The organism is Singulisphaera rosea (genome assembly GCF_054877945.1).
In genome coordinates, this window is the sequence record NZ_JBTYIP020000023.1 from 53056 (window position 1) to 79662 (window position 26607).

At 65.2% G+C, this 26607-nt stretch carries 16 protein-coding genes and 1 tRNA gene; 12 read left to right on the plus strand and 5 right to left on the minus strand.

What is annotated here, in order from left to right; genetic code table 11:
• Positions 1–6 precede the first annotated feature (6 nt).
• A complete protein-coding gene (locus ACYOEI_RS29395) occupies positions 7–1665 on the plus strand; it encodes a sigma-70 family RNA polymerase sigma factor (protein WP_462853233.1) in 1659 nt (552 codons plus the stop codon).
• Between the two features lie 391 nt (positions 1666–2056).
• Complete coding sequence (locus ACYOEI_RS29400; protein ID WP_462853234.1) at positions 2057–3220, plus strand: FG-GAP repeat domain-containing protein; 1164 nt, start codon at positions 2057–2059, stop codon at positions 3218–3220.
• A gap of 148 nt (positions 3221–3368) precedes the next feature.
• On the opposite strand, the gene ACYOEI_RS29405 is transcribed toward ACYOEI_RS29400, so the two are convergent.
• A tRNA-Arg gene (locus tag ACYOEI_RS29405) sits at positions 3369–3442 on the minus strand.
• Positions 3443–3595: 153 nt separating this feature from the next.
• Positions 3596–4675: a Gfo/Idh/MocA family protein gene (locus ACYOEI_RS29410; protein WP_462853235.1), complete on the minus strand. Its 1080-nt coding sequence runs from the start codon at positions 4673–4675 to the stop codon at positions 3596–3598.
• A 365-nt stretch (positions 4676–5040) separates the two neighbouring features.
• Between ACYOEI_RS29410 and ACYOEI_RS29415 the strand changes: the two genes are divergently transcribed.
• The 6 genes from ACYOEI_RS29415 to ACYOEI_RS29440 all read left to right on the plus strand — a co-directional run bounded on the left by ACYOEI_RS29415 (position 5041) and on the right by ACYOEI_RS29440 (position 13034).
• Complete coding sequence (locus ACYOEI_RS29415) at positions 5041–5769, plus strand: ABC transporter ATP-binding protein (protein ID WP_462853236.1); 729 nt, start codon at positions 5041–5043, stop codon at positions 5767–5769.
• Positions 5770–5819: 50 nt separating this feature from the next.
• The gene (locus tag ACYOEI_RS29420) at positions 5820–8585 is read left to right on the plus strand and encodes a Gldg family protein (RefSeq protein ID WP_462853237.1); all 2766 of its coding nucleotides are present in this window, start codon (positions 5820–5822) and stop codon (positions 8583–8585) included.
• A gap of 132 nt (positions 8586–8717) precedes the next feature.
• The gene (locus ACYOEI_RS29425) at positions 8718–10283 is read left to right on the plus strand and encodes a DUF4340 domain-containing protein (protein WP_462853238.1); all 1566 of its coding nucleotides are present in this window, start codon (positions 8718–8720) and stop codon (positions 10281–10283) included.
• Between the two features lie 761 nt (positions 10284–11044).
• Positions 11045–11605, plus strand: a complete 561-nt coding sequence (gene ilvN / locus ACYOEI_RS29430; RefSeq protein WP_462853344.1) for an acetolactate synthase small subunit — start codon at positions 11045–11047, stop codon at positions 11603–11605.
• A gap of 108 nt (positions 11606–11713) precedes the next feature.
• Positions 11714–12718 (plus strand): ketol-acid reductoisomerase, encoded by a 1005-nt coding sequence (gene ilvC / locus ACYOEI_RS29435; RefSeq protein ID WP_462853239.1) that lies wholly within the window; start codon positions 11714–11716, stop codon positions 12716–12718.
• A 76-nt stretch (positions 12719–12794) separates the two neighbouring features.
• Entirely contained in the window at positions 12795–13034 is a 240-nt protein-coding gene (locus ACYOEI_RS29440) for a ferredoxin (RefSeq protein WP_462853345.1), read from the plus strand.
• A 249-nt stretch (positions 13035–13283) separates the two neighbouring features.
• On the opposite strand, the gene cphA is transcribed toward ACYOEI_RS29440, so the two are convergent.
• Complete coding sequence (gene cphA, locus ACYOEI_RS29445) at positions 13284–15956, minus strand: cyanophycin synthetase (RefSeq protein ID WP_462853240.1); 2673 nt, start codon at positions 15954–15956, stop codon at positions 13284–13286.
• 991 nt (positions 15957–16947) lie between these two features.
• Between cphA and ACYOEI_RS29450 the strand changes: the two genes are divergently transcribed.
• Together ACYOEI_RS29450 and ACYOEI_RS29455 are read left to right on the plus strand one after the other, a co-directional pair.
• Positions 16948–19209 carry a cyanophycin metabolism-associated ABC transporter gene (locus ACYOEI_RS29450; RefSeq protein ID WP_462853241.1) on the plus strand — a complete coding sequence of 754 codons (2262 nt, stop codon included), beginning with the start codon at positions 16948–16950 and terminating at the stop codon, positions 19207–19209.
• Positions 19210–19343: 134 nt separating this feature from the next.
• Complete coding sequence (locus ACYOEI_RS29455) at positions 19344–19877, plus strand: cyanophycin metabolism-associated DUF1854 family protein (protein ID WP_462853242.1); 534 nt, start codon at positions 19344–19346, stop codon at positions 19875–19877.
• Positions 19878–20022: 145 nt separating this feature from the next.
• Here ACYOEI_RS29455 and ACYOEI_RS29460 read toward each other — a convergent pair whose 3' ends face one another.
• Together ACYOEI_RS29460 and ACYOEI_RS29465 are read right to left on the minus strand one after the other, a co-directional pair.
• Positions 20023–21141, minus strand: a complete 1119-nt coding sequence (locus ACYOEI_RS29460; RefSeq protein WP_462853243.1) for a DUF1559 family PulG-like putative transporter — start codon at positions 21139–21141, stop codon at positions 20023–20025.
• Positions 21142–21289: 148 nt separating this feature from the next.
• Positions 21290–21535 (minus strand): hypothetical protein, encoded by a 246-nt coding sequence (locus tag ACYOEI_RS29465; protein WP_462853244.1) that lies wholly within the window; start codon positions 21533–21535, stop codon positions 21290–21292.
• 632 nt (positions 21536–22167) lie between these two features.
• Here ACYOEI_RS29465 and ACYOEI_RS29470 point away from each other — a divergent pair.
• Together ACYOEI_RS29470 and ACYOEI_RS29475 are read left to right on the plus strand one after the other, a co-directional pair.
• Positions 22168–22785 (plus strand): RNA polymerase sigma factor, encoded by a 618-nt coding sequence (locus ACYOEI_RS29470; protein WP_462853245.1) that lies wholly within the window; start codon positions 22168–22170, stop codon positions 22783–22785.
• Between the two features lie 27 nt (positions 22786–22812).
• On the plus strand, positions 22813–26382 hold the full coding sequence (locus ACYOEI_RS29475) for a WD40 repeat domain-containing serine/threonine protein kinase (RefSeq protein ID WP_462853246.1): 3570 nt from the start codon (positions 22813–22815) through the stop codon (positions 26380–26382).
• The last annotated feature ends 225 nt before the right edge of the window (positions 26383–26607 follow it).

The following is a 26607-nucleotide window of genomic DNA, read 5'->3' on the forward strand; positions in this document are numbered from 1 at the left end:
AGGAGGATGTCGCGCGGTCGTTCGGAGGTCTTGCACCGGCAGATCGAGGGACTGTTCCGACACGGGAGCGTTGCCGGGGTGCCCGATCAGGAGCTGCTCGACCGGTTCGCCGAGCATCGGGACAGCCAGGCGTTCTCCGCCCTCGTGGAGCGCCATGGCCCGATGGTGTTCGGCGTTTGCCGACGGATCCTGGGAGACCGCCATGCGGCGGAGGACGCGTTCCAGGCCACGTTCCTGATCATGGTTCGTAAGGCCGGGACCATCCGGGTCGACCCGTCCCTGGGCCGCTGGCTCTACACGGTGACCCGCCGGGTCGCGCTCCGTGCTCGCTCCGAATCCGCCCGCCTCGCGTGTCACGAGTCTTACGGCGACGAGCCCCTCATGTGCGCCCGGATGAAGGAGGCGGAAGGTCAGGAGTGGCAGGTTGCGCTCCATGAGGAGCTCGGCCATCTCCCCGAATCCCAACGCACGGCGGTCGTGCTCTGCTACCTGGAGGGGATGACGCACGAGGAGGCGGCCCGCCATCTCGGCTGGCCCCTGGGCACGGTGAAGGGGCGACTGAGCCGGGCTCGGGCGCACTTGCGGGCCCGGCTGACGCGACGAGGCTTCGGACTCACGACGGCGACGCTGGTCGCCTGCCTGCGCCCGAGGGCCGTATCCGCCGTGCTCTTGAACGAGACCATCTCCGTCGCGTTGAGAATCGCGAACGGCCGGGCCCTGATCACCGGCGGAGGCCCGGCCGCCTTGTTGCTGGCGAAAGGAGTCCTTGATCGAATGTTCATGACAAAGATGAAGCTGGCCGCTACGGCCCTGCTCGGCGTCGGCCTCACCGTCGGTCTCACGACGGTCGGTGTGCACCGGCTCGCGAATCGCCCCGCCGTCTCGGCGAGCATCGACGATCAAGCCGTGCCGGCCGAAGCACCCGGAGCGCCGGACCAGAGACGGCGGCCGGACCTCGGCAAGAAGCGGGCGTTGCCGGAATATGTGGTCGAGCCACCGGACCTCCTCGACGTCGATGTCCGCGGCGACCTCTCCGGCCGTCCCATCCACGGCGAGAGACTCGTCCGGCCCGACGGGAAGATCTCACTTGGCTTCTATGGAGAACTCTATGTCGCCGGCCTGACGACCCCTGAGATCAAGGAAAAGCTGATCCGGCACCTCCGTCAATTCCTCAGCGAGGAGTCCCTCGGGCTCAAGGAGGGGCAGCAGAAGGATGTCGTGGAGGTCGCCCCTCGGGCTTCCGAGCTCGTGACGGTCACCGTCCTGAGTTTCAACAGCAAGGGCTACTATGTTCAAGGCGAGGTCGCCAAGCCGGGGCGTTACCCCGCGACCGGCAACGAAACGGTCTCGGATGCGATCAATCAGGCCGGAGGGCTCCGGGCGACTCCCGAGACGTTGAGGGTCCAACTCGTTCGCCCCGCACCCCCGGGAGCCTGCTGCGAGGAGACGTTCCCGGTCGATCTCACGGCCATCTCCAGGAAAGGCGATCCTTTGACGAACTATCCGCTCATGCCCGGCGACCGGCTGATGGTCGTGCGCAATGCGAAGGAGTCGGGCGGCCGGGCGAAACGATCTCGACGCGAGATCGAGGCCCAGATCGATGCGATCATCGGGCAGCTCGAAACCCTGAAGAGCGAAATCGCCGAAGAGGACTCGCTCCCCTGACCGCGGCCTGGGCCGCGGGAGTCGTCGGGTGTCGCTTCCAGCTCGGACTCGAGAGGCCCTCGGAAGTGATCGCCCCGTGGGTTGGGTACGAGGAGGGTGAGCCGGTCATGATCTTGGTGTTGTGAGGAGGGACGGACCGGTTACGTCCCGAAGCCGTCGGCTGAAATGGCAGCACCCATCGTTCCTGTCCGGCCGACTCCCGTCGACTCGATCCCGATCGACGATGTTAAGCCAATCCTAAGGCCTGTTCTACCGACACAAGACCGCGACGGAGAGAGCTCCGAGAATGCCCGGGAGTCACGCTATGCTCAGTGCGACGCGTGAAGCCTCGCCGCTCGTTGCGAGGCGGCGACTGGTCGCTTGAGAATGACCTCTGGGGGACTGGTGCATTATGAGGAAATCCGCGATTCTGACGGCTCTCTTCCTCCTGACAACGGCTCCGCTCGTGCATTCGCAGACGGCGAGATCAATCCTCGCCGCGGAACCACGCTCCTTCGAGCGAGTGCTCCTTCTCGAGTCCAAGGGCGAATCCTCCGCGGGCGTCAGCCTCGGCGACATCGACGGCGACGGCGATCTCGACGTCATCCTGGCGAAGGGCCGCCACTGGCCGCTGCTCGATCTCGTCCTTCGCAACGATGGCAAAGGGCGGTTCGCCACCGAGAACCTGAGCGAGACCGCCGATCGCACCTACTCGGCCGCCCTGGCGGATATCGACGGCGACGGCGACCTCGACATCGTCGTCAGCAATGACAAGCCGGACAAAAAGCTCATCTACAAGAACAATGACAAGGGCCAATATGTTTTGTCCGGCACCTTTGGCGACCCCAACTGGTCGACGCGATACATCACCTTGGCGGACGTCAATGGCGACAACCGCCCCGATATCCTCGTCGCGAACCGCGGTTCGATTCCGGACGACCCGTGCCCCAGTTACCTCTGTCTCAACGACGGTCGGGGTGCCTTTCCCTCGAGCTCTCCCCTCCCCACCGAATCGGCCACGATCATCGTCGCCAAGGACTTCGACGGCGATGGTTCCGTCGACCTCCTCGTCCCTCACCGCGACGGCGGACAGAGCCTGGTCTTCTGGAACGACGGCAAAGCTAACTTCGCCGAGTCGACTCCATTTGGACCCGCACACTCCTCGATCCGTTCGGCCGCCTCGGCCGACCTCAACGGCGATGGGACGTTCGATGTGGTCATTGGCGACGAAAAGGAAGGCGTGTTCTTCTCCCTGAACGAAGGACATCGACGATTCGGCGCACCGATTCGTGTGGCCCCCAAGTCCATCACGCCTTACGCGATCGGCCTGGCGGACCTGAACAAAGATAAGAATGTCGATATTATCGTCGGAAACGTTGAGTTTCCCGGCTCGATCTTCTTCAACAAGCCCAAGGACCGTGAGATCCACCTCGAAGAAATCCACTGGGGTGACGGCAAGGGAACTGTCTACGAAATCGCCGCCGGAGACCTTGACGGTGATGGCTGGCCCGACATCGCCGCCGCCCGCTCCGACGCCCCCAACGCCGTCTGGTTCAGCGACCCTGGGCGGAAATGAGGGGTGAAGCGGGTCTTTGACTGGACTAGCATGATCGAGATGAGTGCATGCGTCGCGGTGATCTGAGGAACGATCACGTGACGGCCTCTCGATTTGCCACCCCCGGACAAACAAAAAACCCCTGGAGATCCAGGGGTTTGCGTCGTAGTACACCCGAGAGGATTCGAACCTCTAACCTTCGGTTCCGTAGACCGATGCTCTATCCAATTGAGCTACGGGTGCATTGGTGTGTGCCTCGCTCTGACGGGATGTATCCTAACGAGAGGCGGGGTCTCGAGAAAACCCCAAACCCTCAAAAATTGGGTCGCCTCGTCGAAGAGCGGCGGAGCTCGGACGGATCTTTGGTTGTAATGTGTTGTATCTGAACAGTTTGTGTCAGGCGGATTCGCTCGGGGAGGTCGGGGACGATCCTCCGGAGAGTTCGGAGACCGGGATGGTGCGTCGCTCAAGGTCGGAGAGGTATGCGGCCCAGACGACGTCCATGGTCTTGAGGGTGTCGGCGCCGTTCGTCTCGTGGGGGAGGGTGTCGAGGAGGCCGGCGAGGAAGTGGGCCTGGGTGGCGGCGTAGCCGTCGACGTAGACGCGATCCGGGGGCGGGAGGGGGACGGGCTTTGTCCCGGTCTCGCCGTTGAGGCCGGTGCGAAGGAGGGAACCGTCGTCCTGGAGGCGGAGAGTGCCCGTCGTGCCTTCGACGACCGTTTCGTTGAGGGCCCATTCCGGTCGCGAGGCATCCGGCGAGGCGCACCAGGTCATGTCGAGGAGGCCAACGGCCCCGTTGTCGAAGCGGACGGAGAGCGTGGCGAGGTCTTCGCCGGGATGGTCGTCGCCGAACCGGCCGAGGGTCGCGGAGACGGATGAGATCTCGCCGAAGAGGTAGCGAGCCGTGTCGATCAGGTGGCAGCCCATTTCCAGCAGGATCAGGCGAGGGCGTGACTTGAGGAAGGGCTGATCGGCGAAGCCGTCGGGTCGGAGAGCTCGGGTGTCGCGGTGGGCGATCCGCAGGCGAATCGGGCGTCCGATGGCACCTGACGCCATCTCGGCGCGGAGGGCTCGGTACCAGGGGCGGAACCGCCAGTTCTCGTGGATCATCAGGCGGACCCGGGCCGAGTCGCAGGCTTCGAGCATGGCGAGGAGCTCGGGGCGGGTCGGGGCGGCGGGCTTCTGACAGAGGATGTGGAGACCTCGGCCGGCGGCCAATTCGACCAGGGCCTGGTGGGACTCGGGCGGGGTGCAGATCTCCACGAAGTCGAGCGATTCCGAGGTGAGCATCGACATTGCATCGGCATAAAGCCGAGCCTCGGGCAGACGGCTACCGGCGGATTGGAGGCGGGACGGGTCGAGGTCGCAGAGGGCGACGATCCTGGCCGTCGGGATGGTCTTCCAGCCCTCGATGTGGTGTTGTGAGACGAAACCGCAACCGATCAACCCACCTCGCAACTGTTTCGGAGCGTTCATGTGTGAGTCTCGCGGGGGCTTGGGTTTTTTCGTTGCCGAAGTGAGCGAACCAAGGTCAGGCACCGGGCGTAATACGTAGCGGTCGACTCGCGTGAAATCGACTCGATCCTGCGCGATTCGTCCGAACACCTTCGATCATGCGTGGCCTTGGCCTGAACTCTTGGCCAGCCAAGAGTATCGGTCGCGCCGGTTGCGTCGCGCCTCGAGGCCGGGCATAATGTGCCCTACTGAAGCCCGACGGCCCGGGCGAGGGCCGCGGATCCGCGAGCGGTGCCTCGGATTGGTCGTGCATCGAGTGCAACGCTCGGGCGCCCGAGGCTGGAGCCCGGCACGATCTCGAATGGTCCTCTGAGGATGATGTTGGTATGTCCGCTCCCCTCATGATTGAAGCCCAAGGGCTTTCCAAGCAGTACGGCAGCTTCCTGGCCGTCCGCGATGTCAGCTTCTCGATCTCGCAGGGGCAGATCGTGGCCTTCCTCGGCCCTAACGGCGCGGGGAAGACGACCACGATGCGGCTGCTGACGGGTTTCGTCGCGCCGACCCGAGGCTCGGCCCGGATCGCGGGCATCGACGTCCAGGAAGACCGGATCGAAGCCGCCAAACACTTGGGGTATCTCCCCGAGAACGGCCCACTTTATCCCGACATGACGCCCCACGGCCTGCTCCGCTTCTTCGGTGAGGCGCGGGGGATGTCCGGAGGGCAGCTGAGGAATCGGATCGACGCCGTGCTCGAGCAGTGCTCGCTCGGCTCGGTCGCGTATAAGCCGGTCGGCAAGCTCTCGAAGGGGTATCGGCAACGTGTGTCGATGTCCCAGGCGCTCTTGCACGACCCGGAAGTCCTCATTATGGACGAGCCGACGAGCGGCCTCGACCCGAACCAGATCCGGGGCGTCCGGAAGCTGATCCGCGAGCTCGGTCAATCGAAGACCGTCCTCGTCTCGACCCACATCCTCCAGGAGGTCGAGCCGGTCGCCGACCGGGTCTTGTTCATCCACGACGGCAAAATCGTCTTCGACGGCGAGCCCGCCGCGATGCGAAAAGAGGGCCGGACTCTCGAGGATCAGTTCCACCACCTCACCGCCAAGCCGGTCTGATCCGCGTCGGGACCTTCAACACGGGACAACCAGCCTTCAGGAACGATACGGTGACCACGCTTCAAAAAAAATCATCCGGCCCGGCCCCCAAGGGCCCGTCTTCCGGCTCGAAACAGGGCCTCCCATTCCGCTGGGACGCGATCCGGGCGATCGCGAGGCGGAATCTTTCCAGCTATTTCAGCAACCCCGCCGGCTACGTCTTCATCACGCTGTTCGTGTTCGTCGGCTCATGGGTCGCGTTCTGGCAGCCGGTTTTCTTCGCCAACAACCTCGCGAACCTTCAGTCGCTGAACCAGTGGATGCCCTATCTGCTGCTGTTCTTCATCCCGGCCATCACCATGAGCACCTGGGCCGAGGAGCGTCGACTCGGCACGGACGAACTTCTCTTCACGCTCCCGGCGCACGATGTTGACGTGGTCCTCGGGAAGTATCTCGCGGCCCTGGGCATCTACACGGTCGCCCTCGCGTTCTCGCTGACGCACGTCGCGATTCTCCTCTGGCTCGGATCCCCCGACCTCGGGATCGTCGCGGCGACGTACCTCGGCTACTGGCTCATGGGGGTCTTGCTGATCGCCATCGGCATGGTCGCCTCGCTCCTCTCGTCGAACGTCACCGTGGCGTTCATCCTCGGGGCGATCTTCTCGGCGGTCCCGGTGTTCCTCGGGCTTTTGGGCTCGACGACGGGGAGCTCGCTGATGCGACGGATCTTCGAGGACCTGTCGATCCCCGCTCAGTTCGAAAGCTTCGGCAGCGGACAGGCGCGTTTCTCGGGCATCTTCTACTTCGTGGCGCTCGCGGCCGCGTTCCTCTACGCCAACATGGTGATCCTCGGCCGTCGGCAGTGGGCCGGCGGCGAGCGGAGCCGGGGTCGGCTGGGCCATTCGCTGGTCCGCGTCGCCTGCGTCTTCCTCGCACTCGGTAGCCTCAGCACGCTCGTCGCCCGTGCCGGGATCCGAACCGACCTCAGCTCGGAACGCCTCCATACGCTCTCCCGCGAGACGATCGACGCGATCGCGCAGATCCCCAAGGATCGGCCGGTCTTCATCCAGGCCTACTACAGTCCCGAAGTCCCTCGCGAATACGTGGAGACGAAACTCGACCTGATCAACCTCCTGAAGGATTACGCGTCCCAGGGGGGCGACCGGGTCCGGCTCAACCTCGTCGAGACCGAGCTCTACTCGCCCCAGGCGAGCGACGCGGAGAAGCGGTTCGGGATCGAGCCGAGGCGGGTGATGGTCGCCGACGACGCGAAGCAGAGCTCGGCCGAGATCTACCTCGGCGTCGCGTTCAACTCCGGTGTTGAAGAAGTGATCATCCCGTTCTTCGATCGGGGCCTCCCCGTCGAGTACGAGCTGACGCGTTCGCTCCGGGTCGTCTCGAGGAGCGGCCGGAAGAAGGTCGGGATCCTGAACACCGACGCCAAGCTAATGGGCAATTTCGACTTCCGCTCGATGGGCCAGACCCCCGAGTGGTCGATCGTGACCGAGCTCAAGAAGCAGTACGAAGTCAGCTCGGTCTCGCCCGACACGCCGATCTCGTCGGACCTCGACGTCCTCCTCGTGGCGCAGCCGTCGTCGCTGACGCAGAAGCAGATCGACAACCTGACGACCCACGTCCGCAGCGGCGGGCCGGTGCTCCTCTTCCTCGACCCGATGCCGTTCGAGAACCCGCAGATCGCCCCCGAGGTGCCTCGGATGCCCCCAGGCGGGCCGTTCGGCGGGGGCCAGCCGCCCGAGCCGAAGGGTGACCTCCGTCCGTTGATGGAGCTCCTGGGAATCGACTGGCCGGCGACCGACATCGTCTGGAATCCGTACAACCCCCACCCGAGCCTCGCCGACCTCCCCCCCGAGGTCGTCTTCGTGGGCCGAGGGTCGGGCGCGGAGGACGCGTTCAACCCCGACCAGAGCGTCAGCTCGGGCTTGCAAGAGGTCGTGCTGATCTTCCCCGGCCTGCTGCGGCAGCGGGGCGGGGCGGGCCTCGATTTCATCCCGCTGCTCCGCTCGAACGCCTCGGGGGGCACGCTGTCCTTCGGCGACGTCGCCCAGCAGAACATGATGGGCCCGTCGGGGATCAACCCGCAACGGCCGCACTTCCGCTCGAGCACCGCCTATACGCTCGCCGCCCGGATCCAGGGTCGTCCCGCCGCCGAGGCCCCGCCCGTGGTCGAGAAGGGCAAGGAGAAGGAGAAGAAAGAGCCGCCGAAGGCCGCCGAGGTCCATGCGATCGCGATCGCCGACCTCGACGTCATCTCCGAGCAGTTCTTCATGCTCCGCCGCCAGCGCGCGGAGAACCTCGACCTCGACAACGTGACCTTCGTGCTCAACTGCGTCGACGTCCTTGCCGGCGATGACGCTTTCGTCGCCCTCCGCAAGCGCCGGCCCAAGCATCGGACCTTGACCTACCTCGAATCCCAGAACAAGGCGTTCTTCGAGAAAAGGCAGGACGAGACCAAGGCCGCCGAGGACGAGGCCAAGGGCCAGCTCGACACGCTCCAGAAGCGACTCGACAAGGAGGTCGAAGCCGTCCGGGTCAACAAGGAAATGGACGAGCGGACCAAGGAAATCCGCGTGCTCCAACTCCAGGAGATTGCGAACCGTCGCCTCGACGTCGACAAGGCGAACATCGAGGACGTGAAGCGCAAGAAGCTCCTCGAGATCAAGGCCGTGACGGAGCAGGCGATCCGCAAGACCCAGAACGAGGTACGCGTGGGGGCGATGCTCTTGCCGCCAATCCCCCCGCTGTTCTTCGGGCTCTTCGTCCTCGGCCTACGCCTCCGACGTGAGAACCAAGGCGCGAATCCCAACCGGCTGGCCTGATCTGATCCACGCCGAAGCCGGACTTTCGAGGACGGCCGTCGACGATCGGGAGCAGGCCGGTGCATTCGCCGGCTTGCCCTCGAACTCAACGGTCGTCATCCACGGTCCAACCGACGCGATATGAGGAGCGACATGAAAGAGACGACCAAGACCGCAGTATTCGTCGGTGTCGCGCTGCTGCTCACGGGCGCGGCGTTCCTGAGGATCCCCGACCACTCGATGGAAGATCTGGCGTTCAAAGAGCAGGGGCAGCCGTTCTTCCCCGACTTCAAGGATCCCTTCGCCTGCACCGAGCTCCGGGTGGTCGAGTTCGAGCCCACGACGGCGACTTCCTCGGAATTCCAGGTGAAGTTCAAGGACGGAAAGTGGGTCATCCCGTCCCACTACGACTACCCGGCCGACGCCAAGGACCGGCTCGCCAAGACCGCGTCCGGCGTCATGGACCTCAAGAAGGATACGGTCCGAGCGGACCTCGCCCAGGACCAGGAGACCATGGGCGTCGTCGACCCCGCCGACCCCAAGGCGACGACCTTGCAAGGTCGAGGCAAGCGGGTCACCTTGCGCGATGCCTCCGAGAAGATCTTGGCCGACTTCATCATCGGCAAGGAAGTCCGCAAGGAGAGCGAGAAGGGGGCCGATGCCGCCGGCCAGCGCTACGTCCGCGTCCCCGATCAGAAGCGGATCTATGGCGTCAACCTGAAGGTCGAGCTCTCCACCAAGTTCGCCGACTGGATCGAGACCAACCTGCTCAAGGTCGAGGGGAGCAAGATCCGCAAGATCGTCTTCGACAACCACAAGGTCGACGCCGATCGGGGCGAAATCATCCCCGGCGAGGTCCTCACCATCGAGCGCAAGGACTCGAGCTCCCCCTGGACCCTCGAAGGCTTGCCCGCCGAGAAAGAGCTCGACACCGAGAAGCTCCAGGCGTTGACCACCGCGCTCGCCGACCTGAAGATCGTCGGAGTCCGGCCCAAGCCCGAAGGGTTGAGCCGCGACCTCCAGGTCTCGACCGGCGCCGAGATCAAGCCGACGACGCGACAGTCCCTCAACTCGCTCGTCAGCCGGGGTTTCTACCCCACCGCCAAGGGCCTGTACTCGAACCAGGGCGACGTCATCGTTACGACGGAAGAAGGGGTGGTCTACACCCTCCGTTACGGCGACGTCGTGCTCGCCAGCGGCCTCGACCTGACCGCCGGCAACAACGACGACAAGCCGGCCGGGAAAGACGAGAAGAAAAAAGACGAGGCGAAGAAAGCCGTAGGGGCGACGGAGAGCCGCTACCTCTTCGTGACCGCCGCCTTCGACCCTTCGATCCTCCCCCCCGAGCATCCCCCCGAGCCGAAGAAGCCCTTGACGATCCCCGACGACCCCTTCCAGAAAGCCCCCGACGACCCGAAGCGGGTCGCCGAGGAAAAGGCCGCGAAGGACAAGCTCGACCGCGAGACCGCCGACCACCAGAAGCGGATCGCCGACGGCGAGAAGCGCGTCAAGGATCTGACCGAGCGGTTCGCCGGCTGGTACTACGTGACCCCGGGCGACAGCTTCAAGTCGATCGCCTTGAACCGCGAGGCCTTGGTCCGCGACAAGAAGGCCGGCGGCGACAAGCCCGAGATGCCCGGCGGCTTCCCGGGCCTCCCCCAGGGCGGCTTCCCCGGCCTCCCGCCCGGCGGCATCCCGGGGATCCCCAACCATCCTTGAGGTTGCAACCGAGGGATTGACGCCAGAGTCGTATTCGCGTGAAACGGGCCCCGGAGGAACTCCAAAACCTCCTCCGGGGCCCGATGCATTTTGCTCGTTCCCATGGTCTTCGTCGTTCACGCATGGAAAAATTATGCTAACTAAACATTTCGTTACCATCGTCCCCGTGGGAATGCCGTCTTGCACGCTCCGCGTGCCGAGCCAGGGACCTCGATCCGCTCGTAGAACGTCGAACCCAACCTTCTGAAATCGGGCTCGAATCCGAGGCCCCATGCGTTCAGATGTCGATCGCCCCTACCGGATCGCGTCGGAGAAATGATCGCCGCCGGGTGGCTTCTCGCAGTCGATCGTAATGACGCGGAGCGTCGGAAAAGGCACACCCACGGAGCCCTTGGGAACGAGATCAATACGGAATAGACATTTCTTTGTGGCTTTGTGCCTGTGTGGTCAATGACGATCGGGTTGACTGCACAGGACTCGTTCGGCCTCCAGGAAGCGCCTCGTCCTGGGCGAACATTTTCGGCCGCTCGGCTGTCTCCTGGGTCGGAGCCCAGCCGAAGGGGAGAGAGTTCTCGCGGGAGCGAGGGCCGGGCCCCTTGCGATTTGACAGGACGGTGGTTTACAATTTTCGCTTCCGCTTGTCCGAGCCGAGGTCGATCGGGAGGGACGAGGCGAAGCCGAAAGGGGTCGAATTGGCGATGGCGACGGCAACGAGTGCGGGAAAGACCACGGGGTCGGCATCGGCGCGAGGGACGGGGCGGATCCGCCACGTGATCTCGGCCTTGGTGCAGAACCAGCCGGGAGTGCTCGCGCACGTCTCGGGGATGTTTGCGTCGCGAGGCTTCAACATCGACAGCCTCGCCGTCGGGGAGACCGAGGATCCCCATCTGTCCCGGATCACCGTCGTCGTCATGGGCGACGACCGGCTGCTGGAACAGGTCCGCAAGCAACTCGAGAAGATCGTCACGGTCGTCAAAGTCCTCGACATCTCCCGCGAAGACTTCGTCGAGCGGGACTTGATGCTGATCAAGATCGATGCCCCGCCGGAGCAGCGCGCCGAGATCAAGGCCCTCGTCGAGATTTACCGGGGTCGGATCGTCGACGTCGACTCCGAGCAGATGATGGTCGAGATCTCCGGCCAGGAAAAGAAAATCGAGGCGTTCATCGAGGCGGTTCGCCCTTACGGGATCCGCGAGCTAGCGCGGACCGGCCGGATCGCCCTGGTCCGGGGGATCGGGCCCTCGAGCGACTCCGAATCGGCCCCTCCGGCTGCCGACGCAGACGAGGGGGCGCCCACCGTCCTGGGACATTCCAACCTGTAAGCAGTTTTCGAGAAGGGCCGGTGGCCGAGGGGAAGGGCGGGGGCTCGTGCGAGCCCCCTCCGCGTACCTTTGTCCGTCCGGCCCCTCCGCTCCGAAGGGGAGTCGCGGATGCCGGCTAAGATGTACTACGACCAGGACGCCGACCTGGGTCTGTTGAAGGGCAAGACGATCGCCATCATCGGCTATGGCAGCCAGGGCCACGCGCAGGCGCAGAACCTCCGCGACTCGGGTTGCACCGTCGTCGTCGGCCAGCGACCGGGTTCCGCCAACTACGACCAGGCCGTCAAGGATGGCTTCAAGCCCGTCTCCGCCGCCGAGGCGGCCAAGGCCGGCGACCTGGTCAATATCCTCCTCCCCGACGAGGTCCAGGGCGACATCTACGCCCAGGACATCAAGCCGAACCTCAGCCCGGGCAACCTCCTCCTCTGCTCGCACGGGTTCAACATCCACTTCGGCCAGGTCGTCCCCCCCCAGGGCGTCGACAGCGCCCTCGTCGCCCCCAAAGGGCCGGGCCACCTCGTCCGCAGCGAGTTCGTCAAGGGGGGCGGCGTCCCCTGCTTGATCGCCACCGGTGACGGCTGCTCGGCCGCCGGCAAGGCCCTCGCCCTCGCCTATGCCAAGGGCGTCGGCGGCACCCGCGGCGGCGTCCTCGAGACGACCTTCGCCGAAGAAACCGAGACCGACCTCTTCGGCGAGCAGGTCGTCCTCTGCGGCGGCGTCAGCGCCCTCGTCAAGATGGGCTTCGAGACCCTCGTCGAGGCCGGGTACCAGCCCGAGAGCGCCTACTTCGAGTGCCTCCACGAGCTCAAGCTCATCGTCGACCTGCTCTACCAGGGCGGCCTGAACTACATGCGGTACAGCATCTCGAACACCGCCGAGTTCGGCGACTACACGCGCGGCCCTCGCATCATCAACGAGCAAACGCGCGTCGAGATGAAGAAGATCCTCAACGAGATCCAGACCGGGCAGTTCGCCCGCGAGTGGATCCTCGAGAACAAGGCCGGACGCCCCGGCTTCAACGCCACCAAGCGGCGCGAGCGCGAGCACCCCGTCGAGCAGGTCGGCAAGCGGCTCCGCGGCCTGATGACCTGGATCGACTCCAAGACGGTCTGAACCCGATTATCGCACCGGGAGCAACGGGACGGCCCCTCGCCCTCGAAGGCGCTGGGGCCGTTCTCCGTAAATGGCCATGGCCGATAAGACCCAGATAGTCCCCGAGAATGTCCCCGGACGGTTCTACGTCGACGCGACATGCATCGACTGCGACCTCTGCCGCGAGACCGCGCCGAGCTGCTTCCTCCGCGAGGATGACGAAGGACGCAGCTACGTCTTTCGCCAACCGATGGACGCAGCCGAAGAAAATGCCTGCCTGGCCGCCATGGAAGAGTGCCCTGTCGAGGCCATCGGGAACGACGGCGATCGCGGATAGGCTTGGTGGAGATGCACCACAAAGGCACAAAGAAATCCAGGAAAAAATTCGAGTATGATTTGTACTCTTGTAATTTTTACCTTTGTGTCTCGGTGCCTTCGTGGTGAAGAGATCTTCCCGCGATTGATCCTAAAAATCCGAGAGCGTGGGCGACAACGGGTTCCGAACCCGACTGTCGCCCACGCTCTCGGCGTTCTCGGTCGTCGCGGGCCGGGCGTCCTTTAAGGGGACGCCCGGCTATTGACGTGATCAGGCGTCTTCCGACTGGCCGACGAGGGCAAGCCTCGCGCCGGCGACGGGGGTCTCGAAGGGCGGGGGGGTGGTTTCGAGGAACCGCAGGACCTCGGCGACGACGTCGTCGATCTCCTTCGGCTGGATCACGAGGAGGTCGCCCGACTCGAGCGAGCGGAGGGCGAGCTCGATGGCCGAAGGCTCGTCGGGGACGTCGAGGGTCTCGGTGAGGCGCGAGCCGGTAGCCAGCCCTTGCTTCAGTAGCGCGAGGATCTCGCCTTCCTCGCGGCCTCGGCGATTGGGGTACTCGTAGAGGATGACGCTGTCGAAGGCATCGCCGAGGATCTCGGTCTGGCGGATGATGTCCTCGTCGCGCCGGTCGCCTTCGGCCGAGAAGACGATCGATCGGCGCTTCTGCGGGAACATTTCGATCGCTTCCACCAGCGCCGTCACGGCCGAAGGGTTGTGGCCATAGTCGATGATGACGGTGGCGCCATTCGCCTCGAGGACGTTGAACCGGCCGGGGGTCTGGTTGGCGCTGCTCGAGAACGTCGAGAGCCCCTGGCGGATCTGGTCGAACGGGATGTTCATCGCCCAGACTGCGGCGATCGAGGCGAGGACGTTCTCAACTTGGAAGCCGACACGCCCGTGATAGGTGAGCGGGACGCGGGAAAGCGAGATGAAGGGAGTCTCGCGATCCCCCTCGGCGAGGACGACGTGATCGTCGCGGACGATGACCGCGCGGCCACCCTTTTCCCGGGCTTCCCGGACGACGTGGTGCTCGGGGTCTCGGCAGAAGAAGGTCACCGAGCCGGGGCACTTGGGGGCCATCTGGGCGACCCAGGGGTCGTCGGCCTTGAGCACGCCCATCCCGGTCGGGAGCACGACGTCGATGATCGTGCGCTTGACCAGGGCGAGCTTTTCGAGCGTCTCGATCCCCGAGAGACCGAGATGGTCACCTTCGCCGATGTTCGTCACGACGGCGACGTCGCAGCGGTCGAACCCGAGCCCTTCGCGGAGGATCCCGCCTCGGGCGGCCTCGAGCACGGCCATCTCGACCTTGGGGTTGAGCAGCACGGCGCGGGCACTTTGCGGGCCGCTGCAATCGCCGGCCTCAATTCGTCGGGTGCCGACGTAGACGCCGTCGCTATTGGTCATCCCGATCGTCTTGCCCGTCCCTCGGAGGATGTGGGCGATCAGGCGGGTGGTCGTCGTCTTCCCGTTGACGCCGGTGACGGAGACCAGGGGGATCCGGCCGTTGTCGTCCTCGGGGAACATCATATCAATGATCGCCTCGCCGACCGGCCGAGGCTGCCCCGAGGAGGGCTCGAGGTGCATCCGCAGGCCGGGGCCCGCGTTCACCTCGACGACGACACCCCCTTGTTCTTCGAGGGGGCGGCTGATGTCGAGCGCGACGATGTCGATGCCGGCGATGTCCAGGCCGATGACCCTGGCCGCGTCGATCGACCGGGCCGCGACGTCGGGATGGACCTCGTCGGTGACGTCGGCGGCCGTCCCGCCGGTGCTCAGGTTCGCGTTCCGCCGTACCAGGACCGTCTGGCCCGAGGCGGGGACCGAGTCGGGCGTGAAGCCCTGGTCGTCGAGGACCGCGATGGCAATCGGGTCGAGGATGATCTTGCTCAGGGCCGTCGCGTGGTGGTCCGCCCGTCGCGGGTCCTTGTTGACCTCTTCGACGAGCTGGGCGATCGTCCTCTGGCCGTCACCGAGAACCTGCGCGGGCTCCCGACGCGAGGCGGCCACGACCTTCCCCCCGACGACGAGCACCCGATAATCGGCCCCGGGTGCGTAGCGTTCCACGACGACTTGATCGCCTTGTTCGAGCGCACTTGCGAACGCGGCTGTGACCTGGGCACGGGTCGAGAGGTTCGTGGCCACGCCGCGCCCCTGATTGCCGAACCGGGGCTTCACCACGACCGGGGCGCCGATCTCTCGGGCCGCTTCCCAGGCGTCGTCGGCGTCGACCACCGGCCGGCCGTCGGGCACGGGCACGCCGACGGCGGCGAGCAGGGTCCGGGTCAGGTCCTTGTCCTGGGCGATGGATTCGGCGATGGCCCCCGTGCGGTCGGTCTCCGCGGTCAGGATCCGGCGCTGCTTGGAGCCGTATCCGAGCTGGACCAGGCTCCCCGTGTTCAGTCGCCTCGAGGGGATGTTCCTCGCCTTCGCGGCGGCGACGATCGACGCGGTGCTCGGCCCGAGCGAAACCTCGTGCGCCAGGCCTCGGAGTTTCTCGACCTCGGCCGCGACGTCGAAGGGGCGGTCGTCCATGGCCGCGAGGACGAGCTCGCGAGCCGTCTCGAGACAGGCGCGAGCGACTTCCTCGACGCGGTACTGGACCACGACCTTGTAGACGCTCGAATCCTCCTTCAACTCCCGGGCCCGGCCGTATTTGACGGGCATCCCGAGCAATTCCTGGAGCTCGAGCGTCACGTGCTCGAGGACGTGCGCCGGGTAGGTCCCTTCTCGGAGGCGTTGGAAGAATCCGCCCCGGACCCCTTCGCTACACCGGTGCTCGATCATCGTGGGGAGCCAGCTCATGAGCCGGTCGTTGAACCCCGGGATCGACGTCGAGGGGGAGTCCTTGAGTGCCCCTAGGTCGACCCAGGCCTCGAGCACCGGGAAATTCGCCCACATATTGGGACCGCGCAGGGCCAGGACCTTCAAAAACTGCATAAACCTCGGACCTCCCAGACTGGATTGGCTTCGCGACCACCCACTTCGAGGAACTCGCAATGGCGCGCCGATCGCCGATCTTCACCGACCCCGCGTGTGCGCATACGACCACGCGAGGAGGGACCATCCGTTGGACGACACCCGGCCTCATTGACGGGAAATACGCGACGGGAGCGGACGTTTTACGACCCTCGGGAAATCCTCCGGAGCCGAAGGCTCGGGGGGAAGACCATCGAAAACGTTCGACTATCGCCTAAGTACGGGGATTTCGACCCGATCGTTGGAGCCGAATTCGAAAGCTTATCACTCCTTCACAATCGCCGAAGTTCATGCAAATCGAGCGCCGGGAGAGACAGGACGAACCCCCGGCACAACATCGGTCGAATCCAATTGCATTCATTTCGTGACAATGTTCCAAGAAAACCCCGGGAGACAACCCACGGATCGGGAGCGATCTCGGAGAAACCGAAAAAGAATTGACGACGCCCCCTTCGCTCGAATCGAGAGGCTAGAATGGCCGCACAACTCAAGACAAACAGTGTCAACTCGTTAAACAATCGATGGAGATTTCCTCGCAGAACTCGACGACCCCGACCGGCTAGATGTAGTGCCTTACTTTATGCGTCCGCGGCGTGAAAAATCAACGGGGCGGACCGAAAGTTTTCCATGTGCCTCGTGGGAAGATGTCGCGAAGTGTGGGCCCATCGCCCCACCCTTCGTGTGCCGGAGTTTTTTTGTAAGATGTTTGGGTTCAATGGATTATGGCGGTTCATCTTCCGGCCGCCGAAGGCCGGGTCTGGCGGCGGTCGCGAGCGACTTGCCACCGACAGGGGTGTGCGTGGCGTGGCGGAAGTCGAATCGGGCGTTTGGATCGCGGGCCTATTCAAGGACATTTCAACGCTTAGAATGATTCGTTCGTATTGAGAGTAGGGGAGGTCGAACGTGACCTCCGTCCCAGGTCCCATCCCGGGTCGACAGAAGGATCCTCGACGTGTTTTCGAAGAAGGATGGGAGTTCCATCGAATCCGGCCGTCTGCCCGGGCCATGGCATGATGCCCTGGCGCCTGGGCTCGATCCGGGCGAGTTGATACTGACCTGGTTTTGCCACGATCTCGACGCGCGGATGAGATATGGCGAGGGCCTGCTCGCCCTCACCGATCGTCGATTAATCCACGCGGGGGGGGGCAGCGACTCGACGGCTCTCGACGTCCAATCGTGGGACCTCGGGCCCGAACTGGCGCTCAAGTCGCGCGACCGGGCCGGGGTCGGGTCGCTGGAGTTGGTCGATGCGTCGGGCAGGCTCGCCTGCTGGCGTTACACGATCGCTAGGGCGCCCGGCGTCGCGCGGTTCATCGACCGGTTCGAAGTGAGGATTTCCGGCGAACCTCCGGACGTCGACTCGGCGGACGACTCGGTCTGCCCGTCGTGCGGAGCGATCGTGGCCCATCGGGGCTCGCCCTGCGCTTCGTGTTCCTCGGTAAAGCCGGCAAGGGTGGCGTCGTCGCTGCTCCGGCTCTCTCGGTTCGCGCGTCCGCGGGCTGGGATGGTCGTCCTCGGCTTCTTCCTCACATTGGCGAGCACTGCGGCGAGCCTGGTCCCCCCGGCACTCACCGAACCCTTGGTCGACGACGTCCTGATCCCCTTCGAACGAGGGCAGGGGGGACGATTTGGGATGGTCGTCTGGTACCTGGTCTGGATGACGGCGACGTCGATCCTGGCCTGGTTGCTCGGCTGGTTGCGGACCTATGTTCTGGCCTGGGTGAGCGAACGCGTCAGCGCCGACCTGAGGACGCAGACCTACGCCCACCTCCAAAAGCTCTCGCTCGAGTTCTTCGGGGGCAAGCGGACGGGCGACCTGATGTCGCGGCTGACCAGCGACACGGACCGGATCTGCAACTTCCTCTCGATCAACCTCCTCGACTTCGCGTCCGACGTGATCATGATCGTGATGACCGTGGTCGTCCTCGCGCATCGAGACCCGCTCCTGGCCGCGGCGGCGCTGGTGCCGTTCCCGCTCATCATGTGGCTCGTCCAGTTCGTCCGCTACCGGATGCTCCGCGCCCTCCGGCAAGGGAGCCGGGCGTGGGCGGCGATGTCGAGCGTCCTGGCCGACACGATCCCGGGCATCCGCGTGGTCAAGGCCTTCGCGCAGGAGCGACGCGAGGTCGAACGGTTCCGGCAAAGTAATCAGCATGTGCTCGACGTCAACGATCGAGTGAACACCATCTGGTCGTTCTTCGGCCCGATGACGGCATTCCTGACGCAAGGGGGCCTGCTCATCGTTTGGGGAGTCGGGGCTTGGATGGTCTTCCACCGGGGATTCACGGTGGGGGCCCTGACGATGTTCCTGACCTACATCGCCCGATTCTACATGCGCCTCGAGTCGATGCTCCGCATGGTCCAGGCCACCCAGAAGGCCGGCGTGAGCGCCCAGCGTATCTTCGAGATCCTCGACCGGGTGCCGAGCGTCGCCGAGCCGGTCCGCCCGGTCCCTTCGGAGCGGATCGAAGGGGAGATCGAGCTGCGGCAAGTCTCATTCCGCCACGGAAGCCGGCAGATCCTCAATGGGCTCGACCTTGCCGTCCGGCCCGGCGAGTTGATCGGTCTCGTCGGCGCCAGCGGCGCGGGCAAGAGCACGCTTGTGAATCTCGTCTGCCGCTTCTACGACGTCAGCGAAGGGGCGATCCTGGTCGACGGCGTCGACATCCGATCTTATGCCGTGTCCGACTACCGTCGACACATCGGCATCGTGCTCCAGGAACCGTTCCTGTTCTTCGGCACGATCGCCGAGAACATCGCCTACGGCCGGCCCAACGCGTCTCGTCGCGAGATCATCGAGGCGGCGCGGGCGGCCCGTGCCCACGACTTCATCCTCCGGCTGCCCGACGGTTACGACTCGCTGGTCGGCGAACGCGGCCAGGCCCTTTCGGGCGGTGAACGCCAGCGGATCTCGATCGCCCGGGCCATCCTCATCGACCCGAGGATCCTGATCCTCGACGAAGCCACCTCGTCGGTCGACACCGAGACCGAACGCGAGATCCAGGAAGCCCTCGATAACCTCATCCGAGGCCGGACCACGATCGCGATCGCCCACCGGCTCAGCACCCTCCGAAAGGCCGACCGGCTCGTTGTCCTCGAACGTGGCAAGATCGTCGAAGTCGGCCCGCCGCAAGAGTTGCTCAAGCGGTCCGGGGCCTACTCCCGGCTCCACCGCGCCCAGATGGAGCTGGCGGCCGGCATGGCCGTCCATTGATCGTTCCCAGTGACTCTCTCGAAACCCGTTCCTTAAGAGAAGAACGGGTTTCGGGGCAGGCACGAAAATCGGCGAGCGGACCTCGACGTGGGATTCATTCCGGTACTCGAAGCCAATCGTATGAGAATATTTCGGTGAAACCGAGCCCAAGCTACGCCAAGTCCGAGGCGAACGGCGAGCCGGAGGATACCCCGACCGGCGCATCCCCTCCGTTCGGCCTCACGCACGACAATTGGGGCCGGCTTGTCCTGATCGACGCCGATGGACGCCGACATGTCGGCGTCGAGCCCGTCCGGTCGTTCCCGATCTCCGACCCCGGCCGCTGGATCTCGCTCTGCGACTCGCACGGTCGGGAGATCCTCTGCGTCGAGTCGCTCGAACGGCTCTCCCCCGGCGTCCGGCAAATCCTGGAGGACGAACTCGCGCACCGCGAATTCGTCCCCGTCATCACCCGGATCGTCCGGGTTTCGGGCGAGACGTCCCCTTCGGAATGGGTCGTGGAGACCGATCGAGGGCCCACGACATTCACCCTCGAAAATGAGGATGACATTCGCCGACTCGAAGGTCGGAGCGTCCTCATTACCGACGCCCAAAAGCTCCGCTATCGTGTCCCCGACACGGGCGAGTTGGACCATGCGAGCCGTCGGCTCCTCGAGCGTTACCTGTGACCGGGGCGGCTGAGGATTGACCTTCGGTGAGAGCCCCGCTTCACGTCGAGCGCAGAGAAACCCCGGCTTTGAAGACAAAGCCGGGGTTCGAGCTGGAAGGGCTCAACTCACGAGGTGCGTAGCCCCTTGGCTTCGGCCCGATCGTTCAATACGAATCGGAGCTGATCACCTCGCCGCCATTGCGGGTCCCGAGGCTCCACCAGATGTTCATGGCGACGGAGTCCTTGATGAAGTGCACGCTCCCGTCACCGAAGAGGGTGTTCGCTCCGCCGGGGTGACTGCTGGAGGCATTGGCGAAGTTCGCCCCGTTCGCCGCGTTGGGCCAACTGGGCACGCCGCCGCTGCCGGAGCCGATGAACGCGCACGAGTTCCAGGGGTATTGCTTGGAGTTCGGCGGCACGATCGTGTTGAACATCGTGAACCCGGTGCTGCCGAGTCCCCAGACGTAACCACGAGTGTTCAAGATGACCTGGGCACCCTGCCAGGCCGTGTTGCAACCTTGGAGGTTGGCCATGACCTGCGCGGGGTTACTGTTGGCGTCGGTGACCGGTGGGCTGCCGAGGTTGCCCCATGTCGGGTTGCCATTCGAGCCTCCCACGCCATTTCCGCGAACCGGTGTAAACGGCGGGGCGCCCGTCAGGCTCTCGGCGAAGGCGACCGTGTTCGAGCTCCCGTCGACGCAGTCCCGGATGCCGTAGCAAAAAGAGTAAGCAAAGAGCCCGGTGCTCGACGTTCCCCCCTGGCTGTTGTCGCCGGGGACGTACGTGGTGCCCGTCGAGGCGCTGTAGCTGTTGATGTTGGAGAAGTCGTTGTCGACATTCCACGAACCCGAGAACGACCCACTCCCGGCGTTCGGGTCGGAGGGGCAGAGGAAGCTCTTGATCTTCGCCACCAAGCCCGTCGAGTTGGCCGGCTGGGTGGTGCTCTGCATGAAGTTGAGACTGTTGTAGATCGCCCCCTGCTCGATGCTCCCGAGGATGAGGGCCTGCGAGCTGAATCCGTCCCAGACTCCACAGTTGACCGTATTCCCGGCCCCGAGCCCGGTGCAGGCCCGGCCGAGCGGGAAGGTGTCGTTGGTCGAGTGGTAGTTGTGGAGTGCGATCCCGATCTGCTTCAGGTTGTTGACGCACTGGGCGCGTCGGGCCGCTTCGCGGGCCGCCTGGACCGCGGGGAGTAGCAGCGCGATCAGCACCGCGATGATCGCGATCACGACCAGCAATTCAATCAACGTGAAACCACGCAGACGTCGAGCGGATGGCGTCATGTTCATTCGTCTCCCGATAAGGTCGCGGCAAATGGAGTCCGGGTCCCTGGCTCGTCGGGTCGCTCGGGCGGTCTCGAGGTTGAACTCGAGGAAGATCAATCGCAAACGCGTCGTCGCGCGGGTTCGAATCCATTCAGGGGATCGAGCCTCATCGATGCGAGTTTGGCTTGTTCTTGGGCCTGAGCGCCAGGGCCTCTTTCTTCTTCGCCGCGATGATCTCCTTGGTATTCATCGCGCCGAGCTTTTGCAGGCTGTTGAATCGCCCGGCCTCTTCAGTGGCCGGTCGAGACGCAGACTCCCCCGATCCTCCGCATCCGGACACCGGGATGACGACTCCGAACATGACAAACGTGATCACTCCCCTGAGAGAGATCGCCGAGGGTTCCTGTCGCATGTGGAGGCTCCGAGAAGGAGATCAGGGAACGAACGCGAGGCTCGATCCGGGACCGATGGACCTGCATCGAATCGTCGTGTTCACGCAGTCGGACCACTAAGATTGTCGGATCCACGACGCTCCCGCACCGACCCGCGCGGAAGCCTTCGAGGGATCACGGGACGGGTTCGACTCGAGAGTTCGAACCTGCCGCACCGCCCTCGACAACGAGCACGCCCTAGGACTGGATCGCCTTCGGACCGAGACCGATTTCGAAGTGAGGGATGATTCCCCGCGATAAGTCTTACGCATCGAGCCGAGGAAACCTGACAGGGATTTACACGGCACGAGAAAAAAACGAGAGGAGTTCGAGCGGGTAGTGCTCGGGGCGAGGAGGAGGCAGGATTATGAGGAGCATCGCCGTTGAAGCCGCCCGAGACCCGGACTCGAGTCCTTGGCGGTGTGCGCTAGCCGGTCGTCGGGCGAGGTCTTACGATGGGGATGTCCGCGAGCCGTCGAGCCCGAGGTCTGGTCGTTCGAATGACCGTGCTGACCGGTCGTGGATCTGGGTCGACGGTCCGGCCGTAAGCGCGTTCCTCCGAAAATCGTCGGTAGGCGTGTCAACTCTCGACGCCTCGAGGGGTATTAACCACATGAGGGACGCTCCCGACGTTCGGACCAGCGCGACCCTGCTGGGGAGGTTACGACAGCACCCGACCGACGAGCTGGCCTGGGGGGAATTCGTCGACCGCTACGGGGTCAAGATCCAGGGTTGGTGCCGCCGTTGGAACTTGCAGGATGCCGATGCGAAGGATGTGACGCAGGCGGTCCTGGCCACGCTTTGCGTCAAGATGAGGACGTTTTCCTACGACCCGAACCTCAGCTTCCGAGGTTGGCTCCGGACGCTCACTCACCACACCTGGAGTAGCCTGGTGACCCGGCGCAAGTCGGCCCTCCAGGCGAGCGGTCGCGACAGTCGTGCGGATGCGGACTGGCTGGAGTCCCTGGAGGCCCGCGACGACCTCGTCGAGAGGCTCAACGAACAGTTCGACCTCGAGCTTTTGGAAGAAGCCACGGTCCGCGTCCGACTCCGGATCGAGCCCCACACCTGGGAAGCCTTTCGACTCACGGCGATCGAAGGCCTGAGCGGCGCGGAGGTGGCGGTACGACTCGAGATGAGGGTCGCCACCGTCTTCAAGGCCAAGAGCAAGGTGCAGAAGATGCTCCACGAGGAGATCGCCCGCCTAGAGGGACCTGATCCCCAGACCTGACGACGACGAACGGGGAGACTCCTCCCGATGATCCAGGCCTGTCCGACTCCCGATCAACTCCGCAGACTCCTGGCCGATCAACTCGGAGAGGCCCAGGATACGTCCATCGGGGATCATGTCGAGCGTTGTGCCCAGTGCCAACAGTCGCTCGAACGCCTGACGGCGTCGGACTTCCGCCCCGATTCCCAACTCGCGGCGTCCGGAGTCGCCACGGCGCCTGTCGACGTCGATCAAGTATTTCTTCACGAGCTCAAGCAAGAACTCCCCCTCGAGGTCTCGGCCGGGATCCGACGGCATGCCCAGGTCGGCTCTCCTCCCGGGGAAGGTGAAGCGACCCTCCTGCGCGATCGACCGGCTCCCGAAGGTTACGAGCTCCTGGACGAGCTCGGCCGAGGCGGGATGGGGGTCGTTTTCAAGGCCCGGCAGCGAAGGCTCGGCCGTCCCGTTGCGCTCAAGATGGTGCTCGCCGGGGCCAACGCGACCCCGAGAGAGCTCGACCGATTTCGCCGAGAGGCCGACGCGATCGCCCGGCTCCAGCATGCGAACATCGTCCAGATCCACGAGATCGGCGAGCACGAAGGGCGGCCTTACCTCGCGCTCGAGTTTCTGGATGGGAAGAGCCTGGCCGACGACATCGGCGGAGTTCCCCAGTCGGCGAGGCATTCCGCGGAGCTCGTCGCGGTCCTCGCCAGGGCGATCCACGCGGCGCACCAGTTGGGCATCATCCATCGGGATCTCAAGCCGGCGAACGTCTTCCTGACCGGCTCGGGGATCCCCAAGATCATGGACTTCGGGCTCGCGAAACGCCTGGATGACGACGCGGCGCTCCCGACGCTCACCGACCAGTTCCTGGGGACGCCCAGCTACATGGCGCCCGAGCAAGCGATGCCGAGCGGCGACGCCACAGTCCGAGCCGGGAAGGTCGTCGGGGTCACGGCGGCTGTCGACGTCTACAGCCTGGGGGCGATCCTTTACGAGATGCTGACGGGTCGGCCGCCCTTTCGTTCCGGGACACCGCTGGAGACCGTCCTCCAGGTGCTGAACGAAGATCCCGTCGCACCGACGCGGCTACGGCCGACGGTCCCACGCGACCTCGAGGCGATCTGCCTCAAGTGCCTCGAGAAGAGCCCGCAACGGCGATATGGGTCGGCGATGGCGCTGGCCGAGGACCTCGACCGATTCCTCGACTTCGAGCCGGTCATCGCCCGCCCGGTCGCGGCAACGGGCCGGGTCTGGCGCTGGTATCGCCGCAAGACGTCGCTGGCGATCGCGATCGGCCTGGCCGTGGTCGCGATCATGTGCACCATCGGCCTCACGATCAGCCTCGCCGTCTACCACTATCGGGCGGCCGCTCAGCTCGGGACGGCCTTGCTCGACGTCCGTTCTCGGCAACGCGAGGTCGATCGGCAGGACTCTCGGCTCGCTTGTGAACGCGGGCATACCCTCTGCGAGCAAGGGGACGTGGGGCAGGGCATGCTTTGGCTCCTCCGGGGGCTCCGGAGCGCGAGCCTCGCGCGCGACGCCGACCTCGAGCGGGCGATCCGGGTCAACCTCTCGGCCTGGTGGCCTCGGATCCATCCGCTCCGGGTCCGTTGCGAGACCCCGAGCGCCATCCATGCGGTGGCCTATAGCCCCGACGGACGGACGATCGCGATCGGTGGCGACGATCGGTCGGTCCGATTCCGCTCCGCCGAGTCGGGCGAGTCCAGCGGTGCGCCGATCTCTCACCCGGCGAAGGTCGGGGCACTCGCTTATAGCCCCGACGGCCGGACTCTGATCACCGGCTGCGACGACAACATCGCCCGGATCTGGGACGTTGCGACCGGCGCGAGGGTGGGGCCGGACTTCGTCCACCAGAAGCCCGTCCTTGGCGTCGCGTTCAGCCCTGACGGCCGCACCGTGCTGACGGGCAGCGTCGACGGGACCGCCAGGCTTTGGGATGCCGCGGATGGCCGCCCCGTCGGCGCAACGATGTCGCACGACGACCTGGTCGATTCGGTCGCGTTCAGCCCGGACGGCCGCTCCGTCCTGACGGGGAGCTGGGACAAGACCGCGAGGCTCTGGGATGCCAGGTCCGGAGCGCCTCTCGGCCAACCGCTGCGGCACCCGGATTGGATCTCGTCCGTCGGCTACAGCCCCGACGGCCGGACGGTGATCACGGGGTGCTACGACCGGAGCGCCCGGATGTGGGACACCGCGACCGGCTCGCCCGTCGGACGCCCGTTGTGGCACCAGCACTGCGTCCATGCCGTGGCGTTCAGCCCCGACGGGAAGACGCTCCTGACCGGTGCGTTCGACGGGATCGCCCGGCTCTGGAACGCGAGCACCGGCCTCCCGATCGGCCCGACCCTTCGCCATCAGCATACCGTCTCGACGGTCGCGTTCGGCCCCGAAGGTCGGACCGTCCTGACGGCGGGATTCGACAAGACGGCACTCATCTATGAGATCGCGAGGACGTCGGGCCGCTCCTTCGCGCATCGAGGTTTCATCCGGGCCGTGATCTTCAGCCCCGACGGCACCACCATCCTGACCGCGAGCCAGGACCACACCGCCCGACTCTGGAACGCCGCCACCGGAGAGTCGATCGGAAAGCCCCTGACTCACGAGGACGCCGTCGAGGCGATTGCGTTCAGCCCGGACGGCCGGATGGTCCTGACCGGGAGCTTCGACAAGACAGCGAGGCTTTGGGACGCTTCGACGGGGGAGCCACGCGGTCCCGCGCTTCGCCACGAAGGGCAGGTCAGGGCCGTCGCGTTCAGTCCGAAGGGCGACGTCGTCCTGACGGGCGCCAGCGATCACACGGCAAGGCTCTGGAACGCCTCGACCTGCGAGCCGATCGGCGCTCCACTCCGCCACGAGGGTTGGGTCCGTTCCGTGGCGTTCAGCCCCGACGGTCGGTTCATGGTCACGGGGAGCGACGACAAGACGGCCAGGCTTTGGGAGACGGCCACCGGGAGCTTACGCCTGCCGCCGCTCCGCCACGAAGGTGCGGTCATGGCCGTGGCGTTCAGCCCCGACGGCCGGACCGTGGTCACCGGGAGCGACGACATGCGGGCTCGACTCTGGGATTCGGCGACGGGGATCCTTCGCCTGCCGCCGTTCCAGCACGATGGGCCTGTTTCTGTCGCCACCTTCAGCGCCGACGGACGCACCTTGATCACCGGCGGTTGGGACCGCGTCGCGCGACTATGGGATGCGAACCGGGGAGTGTCGATCACTCCTCCGCTGCGACACGAAGGACTGCTCCGGGCCCTTGCGATCAGTCGAGACGGGCGCTCCGTGCTGACCGGCAGCTACGACCGGACCGCGCAGCTCTGGGACAAGGCCACCGGGACCCCGATCGGCCCTGCATTCCGTCACGAGAATCAGGTCTGGTTCGTCGCCTTCAGCCCCGACGATCGCACCGTGATCACGGGCGGCCAGGAGAACACCGCGCATCTCTGGAAGGTCCCCACGATGCTGGACACGCCCCTCGCCGAGGTCGAACGCTCGCTCCAGGTCTCCACCGGCATGGAACTCCGCGACGACGGCTCGCTCCATATTTTGGATTTACCGGAGTGGCGTCGACGGCGTTCCGGCGTGGAGTCGGCCCCGTAGTCGATCACTGAAAGCAGGATGCGGCGAGTCTTTCGGCCGTTACTCGGGGTCGCACTCGGCCCAGATATACCGACTTGGCCTAGCACGATGGTTAGGGCCTTGTGGGCGGAGAGTGTTCTTGGCATTCTAACGCCAACGAAGGCGTGCCTCATGTTGGGGGAGTTTTGGCACCGAGGCCAGCGGTTCGCACGCCGGCTGTCGCGTCCGATGGATGAATCGCGTCCT